At 61.5% G+C, this 15,025-nt stretch carries 14 protein-coding genes and 1 riboswitch; of the genes, 6 read left to right on the top strand and 8 right to left on the bottom strand.

Annotated features, from left to right (window positions below):
* Positions 1-16: 16 nt before the first annotated feature.
* The 4 genes from AC3IT6_RS02355 to AC3IT6_RS02340 form a co-directional block, all read right to left on the bottom strand.
* Positions 17-625 (bottom strand): YqiA/YcfP family alpha/beta fold hydrolase, encoded by a 609-nt coding sequence (locus AC3IT6_RS02355; protein WP_489354168.1) that lies wholly within the window; start codon positions 623-625, stop codon positions 17-19.
* Between the two features lie 205 nt (positions 626-830).
* Positions 831-1,646 (bottom strand): 3',5'-cyclic-AMP phosphodiesterase, encoded by an 816-nt coding sequence (gene cpdA / locus AC3IT6_RS02350; RefSeq protein ID WP_489354167.1) that lies wholly within the window; start codon positions 1,644-1,646, stop codon positions 831-833.
* Positions 1,647-1,758: 112 nt separating this feature from the next.
* The gene (locus tag AC3IT6_RS02345) at positions 1,759-2,211 is read right to left on the bottom strand and encodes a DUF1249 domain-containing protein (protein ID WP_007977461.1); all 453 of its coding nucleotides are present in this window, start codon (positions 2,209-2,211) and stop codon (positions 1,759-1,761) included.
* Positions 2,202-2,819: an NUDIX domain-containing protein gene (locus AC3IT6_RS02340; RefSeq protein WP_150754798.1), complete on the bottom strand. Its 618-nt coding sequence runs from the start codon at positions 2,817-2,819 to the stop codon at positions 2,202-2,204. Before AC3IT6_RS02340 ends, AC3IT6_RS02345 begins: the two co-directional genes overlap by 10 nt.
* A gap of 225 nt (positions 2,820-3,044) precedes the next feature.
* Here AC3IT6_RS02340 and AC3IT6_RS02335 point away from each other — a divergent pair, with 225 nt between their 5' ends.
* Positions 3,045-3,791, top strand: a complete 747-nt coding sequence (locus AC3IT6_RS02335; RefSeq protein ID WP_150727906.1) for an RsiV family protein — start codon at positions 3,045-3,047, stop codon at positions 3,789-3,791.
* Here AC3IT6_RS02335 and cytX read toward each other — a convergent pair.
* Positions 3,760-5,052: a putative hydroxymethylpyrimidine transporter CytX gene (gene cytX, locus AC3IT6_RS02330; protein WP_489354166.1), complete on the bottom strand. Its 1,293-nt coding sequence runs from the start codon at positions 5,050-5,052 to the stop codon at positions 3,760-3,762. The genes AC3IT6_RS02335 and cytX overlap by 32 nt on opposite strands.
* A 176-nt stretch (positions 5,053-5,228) precedes the next feature.
* The gene (gene thiC, locus AC3IT6_RS02325) at positions 5,229-7,118 is read right to left on the bottom strand and encodes a phosphomethylpyrimidine synthase ThiC (RefSeq protein ID WP_489354165.1); all 1,890 of its coding nucleotides are present in this window, start codon (positions 7,116-7,118) and stop codon (positions 5,229-5,231) included.
* A 165-nt stretch (positions 7,119-7,283) separates the two neighbouring features.
* Positions 7,284-7,389: riboswitch (TPP riboswitch) on the bottom strand.
* Positions 7,390-7,593: 204 nt separating this feature from the next.
* Here thiC and AC3IT6_RS02320 point away from each other — a divergent pair.
* Positions 7,594-9,033, top strand: a complete 1,440-nt coding sequence (locus tag AC3IT6_RS02320) for a TolC family outer membrane protein (RefSeq protein ID WP_489354164.1) — start codon at positions 7,594-7,596, stop codon at positions 9,031-9,033.
* A 148-nt stretch (positions 9,034-9,181) separates the two neighbouring features.
* On the opposite strand, the gene waaA is transcribed toward AC3IT6_RS02320, so the two are convergent.
* Positions 9,182-10,459: a lipid IV(A) 3-deoxy-D-manno-octulosonic acid transferase gene (waaA, locus tag AC3IT6_RS02315; RefSeq protein WP_489354163.1), complete on the bottom strand. Its 1,278-nt coding sequence runs from the start codon at positions 10,457-10,459 to the stop codon at positions 9,182-9,184.
* A gap of 11 nt (positions 10,460-10,470) precedes the next feature.
* Positions 10,471-11,373: a LysR family transcriptional regulator gene (locus AC3IT6_RS02310; protein ID WP_489354162.1), complete on the bottom strand. Its 903-nt coding sequence runs from the start codon at positions 11,371-11,373 to the stop codon at positions 10,471-10,473.
* A gap of 103 nt (positions 11,374-11,476) precedes the next feature.
* Between AC3IT6_RS02310 and AC3IT6_RS02305 the strand changes: the two genes are divergently transcribed.
* The 4 genes from AC3IT6_RS02305 to AC3IT6_RS02290 all read left to right on the top strand — a co-directional run bounded on the left by AC3IT6_RS02305 (position 11,477) and on the right by AC3IT6_RS02290 (position 14,992).
* Positions 11,477-11,809: a DMT family transporter gene (locus AC3IT6_RS02305; RefSeq protein WP_015093202.1), complete on the top strand. Its 333-nt coding sequence runs from the start codon at positions 11,477-11,479 to the stop codon at positions 11,807-11,809.
* 200 nt (positions 11,810-12,009) lie between these two features.
* Positions 12,010-13,185, top strand: a complete 1,176-nt coding sequence (locus tag AC3IT6_RS02300; RefSeq protein WP_223447563.1) for an NAD(P)/FAD-dependent oxidoreductase — start codon at positions 12,010-12,012, stop codon at positions 13,183-13,185.
* On the top strand, positions 13,182-13,994 hold the full coding sequence (locus AC3IT6_RS02295) for an aldo/keto reductase (RefSeq protein ID WP_223447561.1): 813 nt from the start codon (positions 13,182-13,184) through the stop codon (positions 13,992-13,994). Before AC3IT6_RS02300 ends, AC3IT6_RS02295 begins: the two co-directional genes overlap by 4 nt.
* Before the next feature lie 32 nt (positions 13,995-14,026).
* The gene (locus tag AC3IT6_RS02290) at positions 14,027-14,992 is read left to right on the top strand and encodes a metal ABC transporter ATPase (RefSeq protein WP_223447559.1); all 966 of its coding nucleotides are present in this window, start codon (positions 14,027-14,029) and stop codon (positions 14,990-14,992) included.
* The last annotated feature ends 33 nt before the right edge of the window (positions 14,993-15,025 follow it).

Raw genomic sequence — 15,025 nt, 5'->3', positions numbered from 1 at the left:
ATTCATGGGCTATCGCTCACAATGCAGTGAAATCGATTGCCTGATACAAATCGGCGCCAATGCCGGCAAAACTCAACATGGCCGGCAGTTGCGTGGCAAAACCCTGGAAACTGTGGTCGCCGCCAGCCTGGATACGCAAGGCGCATGCCCGGTAATACTGCTGGGCGAGGCGATAGTCCAGCGTTTCGTCAGCTGTCTGCAACCATACCTGATAACGCTGCGGATCCTGGGGCGCCGGCACTTCCAGTTCGGCCAGGGCCACCACGTGGTCGTGGGTCATTTCCCAGGTCTGTTCGGTGTACAGGTTTTTCTGCGTTCCCAGAAAGCCGTCGAACATCCGGTGCGGGCTGACGGCAGGGTTGATCAACAGGGCATTCAAGCCAAGGCGCTCGGCCAAGTGAGTGGCATAGTAGCCGCCGAGCGAGCTGCCGACCAGCAGTGGCCGCCCCAGCTCGGCAATCGCCTGCTCCAGCTGCTCGATAGCCTGGCGCGGGTGATGATGCAATGCCGGAACGCGCAAGTGTTCGCTCAGACCCAGACGGTCCATCACCTCGATCAACTGACAGGCCTTCTTCGATAACGGCGAGCTGTTGAAGCCGTGGATATAAAGGATCGAACCGGACATTTGAGCTCCCTGTGCGTCGGCTAAAGAGGCGGAGTTTACAGGGACTCGGGGGAATCGGGGATATCCGCAGAATTCACGGCGTCTGTGTAGACGCCTTCGCGAGCAAGCCCGCTCCCACACTGGACCTGCGTCGGTCACAAGCACCCCTGTGGGAGCGGGCTTGCTCGCGAAGGGCGCGACTAGGTTTTCCAGAAAAAATGAAAACTCAGTAGCCGTTGGAACCGTAATCCACAGTGAAATCGAACCCGATAACCCGCTCCACCCCGGTTTCCAGCCGCCCATCGGGCAGCAACCGCAGCCAGCGATACCCGGGCGCCTGTTCCCCGACCTTGAAATCCTCGCTGCCGGGCTCGAACTGGATGCAGGTCGAGGGCGAGGCAATCAACCGCACGCCATTGCGCATCTGGTCGATTTCCTGGTGCACATGCCCCCACAACACCGCGCGCACCTGTTCGAAACGGTCCAGCACGGCGAACAGCGCCTCGGGATTACGCAAGCCAATCGGTTCCATCCATGCACAACCGATGGACACCGGGTGATGGTGGAAGCACACCAGATGATGACGTTCCGGTGCTTCGCTCAATGAGCGGGCAAGCAACTGCAGCTGCTCATCCTGCAAATACCCCGGCACCGAGCCTGGCACCGCCGAATCGAGCAACGTGACCCGCCAGTTGCCGATATCCACCACCGGTTCGAGCAAAGCGCTCTGCACCGCCGCTTCAGCCATGATCCACGGCTCATCGTGATTGCCGGGAATCCAGCGCGCCGGCGCATCAAGCTGGCGTGTCATGTCGCGAAACTGCTGGTAGGACTCCAGCGTCCCGTCCTGGGACAGATCACCCGTGGCCAGGATCAAGTCAATCCGCGGCTGTTGCGCGCGCACCAGCTCGATGACCTTTTGCAGGCTGTCGCGGGTGTTCATGCCCAGCAGCGCGCCGTCCGCTTCGGCAAACAGGTGGCTGTCGGAGAGTTGCACCAGCAACGCCGGATCGGCGGTGGTCAATGTGGATACGCTCGGCAAGGCGTTCTCCCAGGGCGTGATCACGGGGATGGGTAAGTGCCGCAATTATGCTGGGGGACGATCGAAAGAGGAAATCCGTGAACCTGACGCAGTTCACAACTGCGCTTCACAACTAACGTACTACTTCGTACTCATGCCCCAGCGCCAGGCAATGGCTCAGCCATTCGCCCAGAAACATGTTCAGCTGGGCCTTTTCGTCCGGCTGGTGCATCGAGGCGTTCGGGTAAGGATAGATGCCGCGAAAGCGTCGTGCATGTTCGGCGCTGACCACTTCGGCCATGCGCGCGTCGTGATAGACCTGCACTTCCAGTTGCGGCACCGGCAGCCAGGGCAGGCTGTGTTCCTGACGCACTTGCAGGGTCGTGGTGTAAGGACAAGTCAGCAGCACTTCCAGCGCCAGCACGCCGAGCATCTGGTCGCCATGGGTCACGGCGATGCGCCGCGCGGCGGGCTCGCTGCGCATGTCCGGCAGCAGTCGCATCAGGCGCGCGTAGTTCGCCTCGCAGGATGCTTGCAGCCCCACCAGGTCCACCCGATAGCGATCGCGCAGCTTGTTTACGACCATAACCCCCTCACTTCAACGCGGTTCAAAGCCAGCCATTGCAAGGCAATGATGCTCGCCGCGTTGGCAATACGCCCGTCGCGCACGGCTTGCAGGGCATCTTCGAAAGCCCAGACCGTGACGCGGATGTCTTCTGCCTCTTCCTCCAGCCCATGCAGGCCGCCAACCCCGGTAGTGTCGCAACGCCCCAGGTACAGATGCACGAATTCGTTGCTGCCGCCCGGCGATGGAAAGTATTTGGTCATCGGCCAGAGCGCCCCGATTTCAAGCCCAGCTTCCTCCTGCGCCTCGCGGTGAGCAACTGCTTCCGGCACTTCATCCTTGTCGATCAGACCAGCGACAAGTTCGATCAGCCACGGATTGTCGGTCTTGTCCATGGCACCGACGCGAAACTGCTCGATCAGCACCACTTCATCGCGTTGTGGATCGTAAGGCAGCATGCACACCGCGTCATGGCGAACGAACACTTCACGATTGATCTCGCGGCTCATGCCCCCGGCGAACAATTCGTGGCGCAAGTGCACGCGCTCGAGTTTGTAGAAGCCCTCGTAGCACTTTTCGCGCCGCACGATATCAACGGCGGTCGGAATGGCGTTGGCAAAATCCGTCATGACTATCCTCTTTTACTGCAAATCCTGTTCGAGGCTGCTTTTTTCCTGGGCCTCGACTTCGCGCCATCCTAACGCGCCCGTGATGTTTGATGCAGCCCCTTTCCCGTCAGCGGGATGGACGGTGAGGGCGAAACCCACTCTAATTAGCTTAGTGGCGAACTGACTGCCCCGTTGATAGTCGAAGCGGGTAACTTTTTGCCTTCCCTTGTTTCAGAAAGGACGCTCATGTCGCTTTTCAAAATTGCTTCCGTGGCCGCTATCGCCCTGACCCTGGGCGCTTGCGCGAGCCTGTTCCAGCCCAATTACCGGGCGCCGCTGGAAACCACCCGCGACGCCTCCGAGCAACTCAAGCCCGGTTGCAGCAACCCGGATTGCCCTCTGGTCAACATCGACACCCTGCACTTCCCGGACGAGCCGGCACTGGACGGCATCATCGAAAAGCGCCTGCTGCAGATGACCCGCACCTCGCCCGACGCACCGGTTGCCCCGACCCTGGCGGCCTATCGCGAAGAGTTTTTGCGCACCGCCGGCCCGCGCTTCAGCAGCTATCTGCAGGCAAAGGTACGTGAGCAGCATGACGGCTTGGTGATCGTCGAATTGTCCAGCTATCTGGACACCGGCGGTGCCCATGGCACGCCGGGCCGGGGCTTCATCAACTATTCACGCCAGCAGCATAAAGTGCTGACGCTGTCGGACATGCTGGTGCCAGGGCAGGAAGACGCGTTCTGGAAAGCCGCGCAGGTGGCACACAACAGCTGGCTGATCAGCACCAAGCTCGATCAGGAACCGGAGTTCGTGAAGAGCTGGCCGTTCCAGAAAACCCAGAACGTGGCGCTGACCTACGGCGGTGTGATCCTCAAGTACGAAACCAGCACCATCGCGCCTTACGCGCTGGGCCATGTCGAACTGAAGATCCCCTACCCTCGCCTGAACGGCATCATCAAGCCCGAGCTGTTTCCCGGCCGTAACTGAAGGCCCGGCCCAGCACTAGCTGGAGCAACCCTGCCACTACCAGTGCTGGCAGGGTTGCGCCGATATCCGGATACAGGTTGGCCAACAAGTGATAGGTGCTGACCCCGCCCAGCCAGGCGAGCAGCGCCGGCCAGCGCAATGCGGCCGAGGCCACCTGGGCGCTACGCTTGCGCAGGATGAAGTGGTCCACCAGCACCACGCCGAACAACGGCGCAAACACCGAACCGATCAGCAGCAGGAAGTTCTGGTACTGGGCCAACGGCGCCAGCAAGGCAATCAGCGTGCAGATGACGCCGATGGCCAGGGCCAGGTGCTCGACCTTGGCGCGTAACAGAATTCCGCTGGACACCGCCGCCGAGTGAATATCGGCAAAGGCGTTTTCCGATTCATCCAGAAGAATCAGCAACAGCGGAATCCCCAGCCCGGCGCCGGCCAGCGCCAGCAGCAAGGCATTGACTTCACCGCTCGGCGCGAACGCCAGGGTGTAGGCCACGCCCAGGCTCATCAACCAGAAATTACCGATAAAGAAACCGATGGCGGTGCCACCGAAGACGTTTTTCGCCCGCTTGCCGAAGCGCGAGTAGTCGGCGATCAGCGGCAACCACGAGAGCGGCATGGCAATGGCGATGTCGAAACCCACGGCGAACGGCATCGAACCGTCACCGGCCTGGGCCCACAACGCGGCCAGGTCAGCCTTGGCGAACAGGTTCCAGGTCAGCCAGATGCACGCGGCCAGCAGCAGCCAGATACCCCATTTGCGCAGGATCTGCCGCACGAAAGTCAATGGACCGCTAACGGCCAACAAGGTCGCCAGTGCGCCGAAGAACAGCGTCCACATTATCGGATTGGACAGCCAGCTACCGTCGCTGAAAGCCTTGGCGCCCAACAGGCTGGCGGCATCGCGCATGACGATGATTTCGAACGAACCCCAGCCGATCAGTTGCAGCAGGTTCAGCACCGCCGGCAGGCTCGCGCCTTTGGCACCGAGGCTGAGCTTGAGTGCAGCCATCGACGACAGGCCAGTGTCACTGCCAATCACGCCAACCGCAGCCAGCAGCAAAACGCCAACCAGCGTGCCGAGAAAAATCGCCAGCAACGAACCGGACAGGCCCAGGCCTGGCGCGAGCAATGCACCGGTCTGCAACACCATCAGGCCGATGCCAAGGGAAAACCACAGGGAAAACAGATCGCGGCCGCCGAAGACACGTTTGTCGGTCGGCACCGCGATATCGGGGGAATAAGTGCTGGGTTGAATGCTCAAGGGTGTTATCTCAGAGGGACACATTTTGTTATTGGGAGTTTCGGTGTCTGAACTGGCGCTTTCGCGAGCAAGCCCGCTCCCACAGTTGACCGAGTTGTCCGGGCGGACGCGGTCTAATGTGGGAGCGGGCTTGCTCGCGAAGACGGCACCAAAGGCACCGTCAATCCCGGGTCAGATCAAACTTTCTGGTAAAGCTGACTGCCTTCCTGCTTGAAGCGCTCAGCCTGTTCGGCCATGCCCTGGGCGACGTCCACGTCGACCGCCTCGATCCGCTGGTTGGCCGCATACTCGCGGACTTCCTGAGTGATCTTCATCGAGCAGAATTTCGGCCCGCACATCGAGCAGAAGTGCGCGACCTTGGCCGAATCCTTCGGCAGGGTTTCATCGTGATACGAACGCGCGGTGTCCGGATCGAGGCCCAGGTTGAACTGGTCTTCCCAACGGAATTCGAAACGCGCCTTGCTCAAGGCATTGTCGCGGATCTGTGCGCCCGGGTGCCCCTTCGCCAGATCGGCGGCATGCGCGGCGATCTTGTAGGTGATGATCCCGGTCTTCACGTCATCCTTGTTCGGCAGGCCCAAATGTTCTTTCGGCGTGACGTAGCAGAGCATGGCGCAACCGAACCAGCCGATCATCGCCGCACCGATGCCGGAGGTGATGTGGTCGTAGCCCGGCGCGATGTCGGTGGTCAGCGGGCCGAGGGTGTAGAACGGCGCCTCGTCGCAGCACTCCAGCTGCTTGTCCATGTTCTCTTTGATCAACTGCATCGGCACGTGGCCCGGGCCTTCGATCATGCACTGTACGTCGTGCTTCCAGGCAATCTTGGTCAGCTCGCCGAGGGTCTCCAGTTCGCCGAACTGCGCTTCGTCGTTGGCGTCGGCAATCGAGCCCGGACGCAGGCCATCGCCCAGCGAGAAGCTGACGTCGTAGGCCTTCATGATTTCGCAGATGTCTTCGAAATGGGTGTAGAGGAAGTTCTCTTTGTGGTGCGCCAGGCACCACTTGGCCATGATCGAACCGCCGCGGGAGACGATGCCGGTCACGCGCTTGGCGGTCATCGGCACGTAGCGCAACAGCACACCGGCGTGGATGGTGAAGTAGTCGACGCCCTGCTCGGCCTGCTCGATCAGCGTGTCGCGGAACAGCTCCCAGGTCAGGTCTTCAGCCGCGCCGCCGACTTTTTCCAGGGCCTGGTAGATCGGCACCGTACCGATCGGCACCGGCGAGTTACGGATGATCCACTCGCGGGTTTCGTGGATGTGCTTGCCGGTGGACAGGTCCATGACCGTGTCCGAACCCCAGCGAATGCCCCAGGTCAGTTTCGCCACTTCTTCTTCGATGGACGAACCCAGGGCGCTGTTGCCGATGTTGCCGTTGATCTTCACCAGGAAGTTACGGCCGATGATCATCGGTTCCAGTTCGGTGTGGTTGATGTTGGCCGGAATGATCGCGCGGCCACGGGCGATTTCGTCACGGACGAATTCGGGGGTGATGATTTTCGGCACGCTGGCGCCGAAGCTGTGGCCGGCGTGTTGTTGGTCCAGCAGGCCGGCGGCGCGGGCCACTTCCAGCTTCATGTTTTCGCGGATGGCGACGTATTCCATCTCGGCGGTGATGATGCCTTGGCGCGCGTAGTGCATCTGGCTGACGTTGGCACCCGGCTTGGCGCGGCGCGGGCTGTTGACGTGGGCAAAGCGCAGCTTGGTCAACTCCGGATCGGCAAGGCGCTCCTGGCCGAAATTCGAGCTCAGGCCGCTCAGGCGCTCGGTGTCGCCACGGGATTCGATCCACGGCGAACGCACGTCGGCCAGGCCTTTGCGCACATCGATGATGACATTGGGGTCGGTGTAAGGGCCTGAGGTGTCATACACCACTACCGGTGCGTTGACCTCGCCGCCGAAGTCGGTCGGCGTTACGTCCAGGCTGATTTCGCGCATCGGCACGAGGATGTCCGGGCGAGTGCCCTGAACATAGATTTTTTGCGAGCGGGTAAACGGCTGCACCGATTGCTGATCGACCTTGGCCGAGTCACTCAGGTTGGTGGCGATTTTTGCTTTTGTAGTCATCACGGGCTCTCCAGACACACATCCAGGCAGTGGATTTTTGTCGGAGCGAACCTGTAAACGAATGGACGCACGGGCGCTGGGAAAACCAGCTGTGCTGTGCTCAGTGCTCGAGGGGTGTTCGATTGTCGAACAACATCCCGGACGAAGCACAAGAGGACTCGCCGGGTGACGAGAAATCTTGTTCCCTACGCAGGCGCTAACCTGATCAGGTTCAACGGGATCCGAAATTATTCGATCTCAGCCTCATAGCAAGGCACCCCGACAAGAACCCGGCCAGTCTAGACACAACTGGCAAAGAACGCCAACCCCACGGCAAAGACCATGATGAATGGCGTAATTACACGCAGTATCAGGATTGTTGCAGCCCCAATGCACAACTACACTCGCTACGCTGAGCCGGCATTGACGCTGTCAAAGCGGGGCCTTAGCCTTGGCGCTCAAATTACCTCTGCAATATCAATTCTAGGGATCGTCTATGCTGCGCAAACTCTCACTGGCCCTTGCCGTGTCTTGTGCGTCCAACGGAATGGCCTGGGCAGCAGATGTGCCCTTATCGGCCAAGACGGACCTGGTCAGCGTTTATCAGGAAGCCGTCAACAACAACGCCGACCTGGCGGCTGCCATCGCCCAATACGGCGCGCAGAAAGAAGTCGTGCCCCAGGCCCGTGCCGGGCTGCTGCCGAACCTCTCGGGCGGCGCCAATGTTTCCGAGGTGCGTACGTCGCTCGATCAACCTTCGGGCACGACCAACCGCGATGCTCATTCGTACCAGGCCACCCTGGCGCAACCCTTGTTCCGCGCCGATCGCTGGTTCCAGTTCCAGGCCGCCAAGGAAGTCAACGAACAGGCCGCTCTGCAACTCTCGGCGACCGAGCAAAACCTGATCCTGCAAACCGCTGACAGCTATTTCAACGTGCTGCGCAGCCAGGACAACCTGGCCTCGACCAAGGCCGAAGAGGCGGCGTTCAAACGCCAGCTCGATCAATCCAACGAGCGCTTCGATGTCGGCCTCTCGGACAAGACCGACGTATTGAACTCACAGGCCAGCTACGACACCGCACGCGCCAACCGCATCGTTGCGCAGCGCCAGGTGGACGACGCCTTTGAAGCATTGATCACCCTGACCAACCGCCAGTACAACTCGATCTGGGGCATCAGCCATAACCTGCCGATCCTGCCGCCAGTACCGAACGACGCCAAGGCCTGGGTCGAAACCGCGGGCAGGCAGAACCTCAATCTGTTGGCCAGCAACTATGCTGTCAGCGCCGCCGAGCAAACCCTCAAGCAGCGCAGGTCCGGGCACTTGCCAACGGTTGACGCGGTCGCCAAGTACGAGAAAGGCGACAACGACGCACTGGGCTTCAGCAACCCGAATAACCTGCCGCAGGCGTACGGTGGCAACGTCGACCAAACGACCGTGGGCCTGCAACTGAACATCCCGATCTACAGTGGTGGTTTGATCAACTCCCAGGTGCGTCAGTCCTATGCACAACTGGACCAGACCGAGCAGCAACGCGAATCCCTGCGCCGCAGCATCGTGGAAAACACCCGCGACCTGTACCGCGCGGTGAACACCGATGTCGAGCAGGTACAGGCGCGCAAGCAATCGATCATCTCCAACCAGAGCGCGGTGGAAGCGACTGAAATCGGCTATCAGGTGGGTACGCGAAACATCGTCGACGTGCTGGATGCGCAGCGTCAGCTCTACACCTCGGTGCGCGACTACAACAACACCCGCTACGACTACATCCTCGACAACCTGCGCTTGAAGCAACAGGCCGGCACGTTGAATCCGGGGGATCTGCAAGTCCTGGCACGCTGGCTCAATCCGAACTACAACCCGGACAAGGACTTCCTGCCACCGGATCTGGCCAAGGCGGCAGAGGAGCAGTTGAAAGCGCGGCCTGATCAGTAAAAGCAAAAGCTTCGCGAGCAAGTCGGATCGCCGCACCGCCGCTCCCACATTGAGCTGCTGTCGTACACAAAACCTGTGTTCACAGAAGATCCAATGTGGGAGCGGCGGTGCGGCGATCCGACTTGCTCGTGAATGAAGGCAGCGTGGTCTATTGGTCGATCAACCGTCCCAACCCGTCCAACAAGCGCTGCAATGCCCCCTGATTGGCGCGCATCACGTTCAACCCGGCCTCTGCCATGCGCTGCGCATCTCGCGGCAGTTCGAACAGCCGCTGCACCGCCACCGCCAGCCCTTCGGCATCCTCCACCTCCTGCAACGCTCCGGCATTGCGCAACTGCGCGGCGATTTCGAGGAAGTTGAAAAGATGCGGACCGCTCAACACCGGCTTGGCGAGAGCCGCCGGCTCCAGCAGGTTATGCCCGCCATTCGGCACCAGGCTGCCGCCGACGAATGCACTGTCAGCCAGGGCGTAGAGAAACAGCAACTCGCCCATGGTGTCGCCCAGCAGCACTGAAATATTCGCGCTGACCGCATCGCCACTGGAACGCCGGACCGTGGCAAACCCTTGTTGCTGGCACAACCCGTACACCGAATTGAAGCGTTCCGGATGACGCGGCACCAGAATCAGCAAGGCATCGGGATGACTGACCAGCAACTGACGATGGGCTGCCAGCACCACTTCATCCTCACCTTCGTGAGTACTGGCCGCGATCCACACCGGCCGCTCCAGCGCCTGCCATTGCCCGCGCAGCTCAACGGCGCGCTCCAGCAGTTGCGGGGCGATGGTCAGGTCAAACTTGATCGAACCGGTCACTTCGACGGTTTCCGTCCGCGCGCCCAGGTTGCGCAAGCGTTGCGCCTCGGCTTCGGTCTGCACCGCGAACAGGCTCATCTCGGCCAGCATCGGCTGGGTCAGCCTGGGGAACCGGCCGTATCCCCTGGCCGAACGCTCGGATAGCCGCGCATTGGCCAGCGCCACGGGGATCCCGCGTTTGGCGCATTGATGAATATGGTTGGGCCACAGCTCGGTTTCCATGATCACCGCCAGCTTCGGCTGGACCCGATCGAGGAAACGCCGGGCAGCGCAAGGCAGGTCGTAAGGCAGATAACAGTGCTGGATGCGCGGCTCATTGGCGAACAGTGCGTGGATGCGTTCCGAACCGGTCGGGGTCATGCAGGTCACGGTGATCGGCAGATCCGGATAACGCGCCAGCAAGGCGCGGATCATCGGCGCGGCCGCAATGCTTTCGCCCACCGACACGGCGTGCACCCAGATGCCTCCCGGTTTCATCGCCGGCATCCCACAGGAAAAGCGCTCGCCGATGCGCCTGGCATATGCCGGCGCCTTGCGCGCGCGCAGCCAAAGCCGAATCGCTACCAATGGCAGCCCCAGATAAAACAGCGCGGTGTAGAGAGTTCTATTCATGGCGGCGGAGTTTATCGGCTTTTTTCGCCAATCGTCTGCAAGTGCACGGCAAAACGTTCGGCAAGCCAGCGCGCAGCCGGACCGAGCGGTTCATCCCGGCGCCATACCAGCTCCACCACCAGGGCCGGCGGGGTCCATTCGCTGACCAGTTCGACCATCTGGTTCTGATAAGTCGGGTACTGCACCACGTGGCGTGGCAACCAGGCCCAGCCGAGGCCGCGCACCAGCCATTCGGCCATCACATAGAAGCTGTCGGCGCGCCACACCTGCGGGCTGGCGGGATCACTGCCGGGATAAATGCTCGACTCCGTGGACATCAGCAACTGCCGATGTTGCGCCAGTTGTTGGCCGTCCACTGCGCCTTTGCGCGCCAACGGATGATCCTTGCCGCACACCGTGACCATTTCCACGCTGCCCAGCACCCGCCGCTCTAGTGCTTCGGGAATCTGATCGTGAAAGAACAGCAGCCCCAGATCGGCGCGCCGCTCCACCAGCTTGCGTGCGACATCGCCTTGGGCGGCACTGGTCAGTTGCACTTCAAGGCTGGGAAATTTTTCCGCCAGGGCCTCGAAGCTTTCAATGATCGGCTGATAAGGCATCGCCTCATCCTGCGCCACACGCAGTCGCGCTTCCTGCCCGCGCATCATCGCCAATGCCCGGCCGTTGAGCCGTTCGCACTGGCGCAACACCTCCCGCGCTTCGTCCAGCAAAGCCGTGCCGGCTTCAGTGAGTTTCGGCTGCCGGCCGCTGCTGCGGTCGAACAGGCTGACGCCCAGGTCTTCTTCCAACAACGCTATCGAACTGCTGACCGCCGACTGCGCCTTGCGCTGATCCCGTGCCACGGCAGAAAACGAACGCTGCTCCGCCACGCTGACAAACAACCGCAGCTGCTCCAGATTCCATTGCATGTTCATTGCTCCACCCATCTTCAAAGCAGATAGGTAATAACTTTACCGCATCTGGCGAATCTCTAGAATGCCGACCTCAGAGAGCAACACTTCACACGAGGATTGACCCATGACCGCCTACTACTACCTGGCCATTGCCATCTGCGCCGAAGTGATTGCCACTGTTTCGATGAAAGCGGTCAAAGGCTTCAGCACCCCGCTGCCACTGGTGCTGGTCATCGTCGGTTACGGCATTGCCTTCTGGATGCTGACCCTGGTGGTGCGCAGCGTTCCGGTGGGCGTGGCGTACGCCGTGTGGGCCGGCATGGGGATCGTGATGGTCAGCGTCGCTGCGCTGTTTATCTATGGGCAGAAGCTGGACGTGCCGGCGATGCTGGGAATGGCGTTGATTGTGCTGGGTGTTGTGGTCATCCAGCTGTTCTCCAAGACTGCCGGCCATTAAGCCCGAAGTGAGGTCCATTAATGTGGGAGCGGGCTTGCTCGCGAAGTCGTCAGTTCAGTCAATATCAATGCTGAATGACACACCGTCTTCGCGAGCAAGTCGGAATGCCGCACCACCGCTCCCACAGGTTCTGCGTTCACCTCTCCCCGGCACATTGAGTCTGTATACTGCGCCCTCGTCTTGAACACAGAGGTCGCTGCATGCCATCCGTTATTTCCACCGACGTTCTGATTGTCGGCGCTGGTGTCGCCGGCCTCTGGCTGAATGCGCGCCTGCGGCGCCAGGGTTTTTCGACCGTGCTGGTGGAAAGCGCCAGCCTCGGCGGCGGGCAGAGTGTGAAGTCCCAGGGCATCATCCACGGCGGCGCCAAATACGCGCTGCACGGCGCCCTGACCGGCGCCTCGGAAGCCATCGCCGACATGCCGCGCCGCTGGCGTGAAGCCCTGGCCGGTAACGGCGAGCTGGACCTGTCCGGCGTGCGCCTGCTGTCCGAAGCCCATTACCTCTGGTCCCCCGGCACCCTCGCCGGCAACCTCACCAGTTTCTTTGCCAGCAAAGCCGTGCGTGGTCGCGTCGATCAGGTCAAGGGCGAGCAATTGCCGCCGGCCCTGCAAGACAAGCGCTTCAAGGGCAAGGTCTATCGCCTGGCGGAACTGGTGGTCGACGTGCCGAGCCTGATCCAGCGCCTGGCCGACCTGGCCGGAGATGGCTTGCTCGCCGGGCAGAAGATCGAGCCTCTGCTCGAAGGCGGCGTGCTGGTCGGCCTGAAGGTGGACGAGCGCGAGATCCGTGCCCAGCGCATCGTCCTGAGCGCCGGCGCCGGAACCGCAGCATTGCTTGAAACGCTGGGGCTGAGCCAACCCGCCATGCAGCGCCGCCCGTTGCACATGATCATCGCCAAGGGGCCGAGCCTCAAACCGCTGTACGCCCACTGCCTGGGTGGTGGCACCAAACCGCGTATCACTGTGACCACGCACCCGGCGGCAGATGGTCAATGGGTCTGGTACCTGGGCGGCGATATCGCCGAATCCGAAGGCGTGACCCGTGAGCCCGCCGAGCAAATCGCCACCGCACAGAAAGAACTCGGCCAATTGCTGCCATGGATCGACCTGAGCACGGTGCAATGGGCGACCTTGCGCGTGGATCGCGCCGAACCGCTGCAATCAGGCCTGACCCGTCCCGACAACGCCTTTGTGGCCGAGGAAGGCCGACTGCTGGTGGGCTGGCCGACCAAGCTCGCCCTGGCGCCGGACTTCGCCGACCGTGTGATCGCCAGCCTGACCCGCGACGGTATCCAGCCAAGCCCCCCGGCAGCACTGCCTGAGCTGCCGAAGCCACCGATGGGCGTACCTGCCTGGGAGCAACTGCTGCCATGAGCCAACCGACCCTGCACGACTTGCATCGCCCGCTGGGCAGCACCGGCCTGCTGGTTTCACCCCTGGGCCTGGGCACGGTGAAACTGGGCCGCGACCAAGGGGTGAAGTACCCCAACGGCTTCCAGATCCCCGATGACGATGAAGCACGCATGCTGCTCAAACTCGCCCGCGACCTGGGTATCAACCTGATCGACACCGCCCCGGCCTATGGTCGCAGCGAAGAACGCCTCGGCCCGTTGCTGCGCGGTCAGCGTCAGGATTGGGTGATTGTCAGCAAGGTCGGCGAAGAGTTTGCCGACGGCCAGTCCCGTCACGATTTCAGCGCCGCACACACACGCATGTCGGTGGAACGCAGCCTGCAACGCCTGGAAACGGACTTCATCGACCTGGTGCTGGTGCACTCCGATGGCAATGACCTGGCAATCCTCAATGACTGCGAAGTCTACGAGACTCTCGCCGAGCTCAAGGCCGAAGGCAAGATTCGCGGTTTCGGCTTTTCCGGAAAAACCGTCGACGGTGGCTTGAAGGCGCTGGAGCAAGGCGACTGCGCGATGATCACCTACAATCTGAACGAACAAAACGAGAAGGCCGTCATTGACTATGCTGCTGCACACGGCAAAGCCATTCTGGTCAAAAAAGCCCTCGCCAGTGGTCATGTCTGCCTGAGTCCGGGCGTGGATCCGGTGCGCGCCAGTTTCGAGTTGTTGTTTGAACATCCGGGTGTTGCCAGTGCTATTGTCGGGACCATCAATCCGCTGCACCTCGCCCACAATGTCGCGACCGTTGCCCAGGTCCTACGTAGCCACTGACGCCGCCCGCGCGGCCTTAAGCAGGAGCCGACATGTCGCGTACGCTCATCAGAAAGAACCCGAGCAACTTCAAGACCCTGCCGTTATTCGTCGAAGCGACCCCCGAAGGCCTGGCTTATCAGAGCGTCGGCAGGCCGCTGAATTTCTCCCAGACCCTGCAACGTCGTCGGCCGGTGACGGTCGGCAACAGCGAACGGTTTGCCCTGGAACTGGCCAATCTCGGGGTTTCGGTGCGCCTGACCCTGCATTGGCAGAATCGCGACTATTGGGTGCTGGTGCGCCAACGCCGGCAGGACCGTGGCGATGTGGTGCTCAAGCTGATCTCCGGGTACGTGCCGGCCCATGAACTGAACCTGCCCTTGCACACGGCGATCCAGGAGATAGCCGAAGAATGCCTGCTGGAAACCCCGGAGGGCTGGCTCGGTGGGCGGTTCAACGACACCTGGCTGCCAGCGCCCTACTCGGCCGCCCTGCATTACCGTGAAGCCCTGCCGTTTCGCTTGTCGCCACTATCCGGCTCGGCGCGGCCGGTACGTTGCGCCAACCTGATGCTGATAGAGCGCCCGCGGGCTTACGTGCATTTGCCAACGGCCTCGCTGCAACTGATCTACGACTTGCGCCTGGACGTTCCCAAGGAAGCCAAATCCCTGAGCCTGTTCCATGTCGATGAAAGGCTGGAAGGCGATCAACTCGTCGCCCGCCTCGACCGCAAGCGACCCGACCTGTACTTGATGCCCTTGCAGGACGGCCACCCGATGGCTGAGCTGTACACCTTGAAAAAGGATCAGCTATACCCGGCCAGCACGCGCGGACTGTATCTGGCCGAGAGTTTTGCCCGACAGGAAGGCTGGCTGGTGCGCGATGAGCGAATTCGCTGGAAGGACTGGGTGAGGCAGCAGGGTCTGACCCCGCCGGTGAAGGATTCAGGGTTGGCGCGGTTGCGCGGGAAGGCCAAATTGCTGCTGAAGAAAATCGTGCCGCGCAAGGCGGCACGATAGCAAGATCAAGTGGGTTTGTTGTGACCAGGGGCT

This window comes from Pseudomonas sp. KH_017 (genome assembly GCF_057840285.1).
This window is presented reverse-complemented; position numbering and strand designations above follow the sequence as displayed.

What these genes read in the sequence shown, in the direction of transcription:
- AC3IT6_RS02355 (WP_489354168.1), bottom strand. Translation starts at nt 625, where the DNA reads ATGTCCGGTTCGATCCTTTATATCCACGGCTTCAACAGCTCGCCGTTA.
- AC3IT6_RS02345 (WP_007977461.1), bottom strand. Translation starts at nt 2,211, where the DNA reads ATGGTCGTAAACAAGCTGCGCGATCGCTATCGGGTGGACCTGGTGGGG.
- AC3IT6_RS02340 (WP_150754798.1), bottom strand. Translation starts at nt 2,819, where the DNA reads ATGACGGATTTTGCCAACGCCATTCCGACCGCCGTTGATATCGTGCGG.
- AC3IT6_RS02335 (WP_150727906.1), top strand. Translation starts at nt 3,045, where the DNA reads ATGTCGCTTTTCAAAATTGCTTCCGTGGCCGCTATCGCCCTGACCCTG.
- thiC (WP_489354165.1), bottom strand. Translation starts at nt 7,118, where the DNA reads ATGACTACAAAAGCAAAAATCGCCACCAACCTGAGTGACTCGGCCAAG.
- AC3IT6_RS02320 (WP_489354164.1), top strand. Translation starts at nt 7,594, where the DNA reads ATGCTGCGCAAACTCTCACTGGCCCTTGCCGTGTCTTGTGCGTCCAAC.
- waaA (WP_489354163.1), bottom strand. Translation starts at nt 10,459, where the DNA reads ATGAATAGAACTCTCTACACCGCGCTGTTTTATCTGGGGCTGCCATTG.
- AC3IT6_RS02310 (WP_489354162.1), bottom strand. Translation starts at nt 11,373, where the DNA reads ATGAACATGCAATGGAATCTGGAGCAGCTGCGGTTGTTTGTCAGCGTG.
- AC3IT6_RS02305 (WP_015093202.1), top strand. Translation starts at nt 11,477, where the DNA reads ATGACCGCCTACTACTACCTGGCCATTGCCATCTGCGCCGAAGTGATT.
- AC3IT6_RS02300 (WP_223447563.1), top strand. Translation starts at nt 12,010, where the DNA reads ATGCCATCCGTTATTTCCACCGACGTTCTGATTGTCGGCGCTGGTGTC.
- AC3IT6_RS02295 (WP_223447561.1), top strand. Translation starts at nt 13,182, where the DNA reads ATGAGCCAACCGACCCTGCACGACTTGCATCGCCCGCTGGGCAGCACC.
- AC3IT6_RS02290 (WP_223447559.1), top strand. Translation starts at nt 14,027, where the DNA reads ATGTCGCGTACGCTCATCAGAAAGAACCCGAGCAACTTCAAGACCCTG.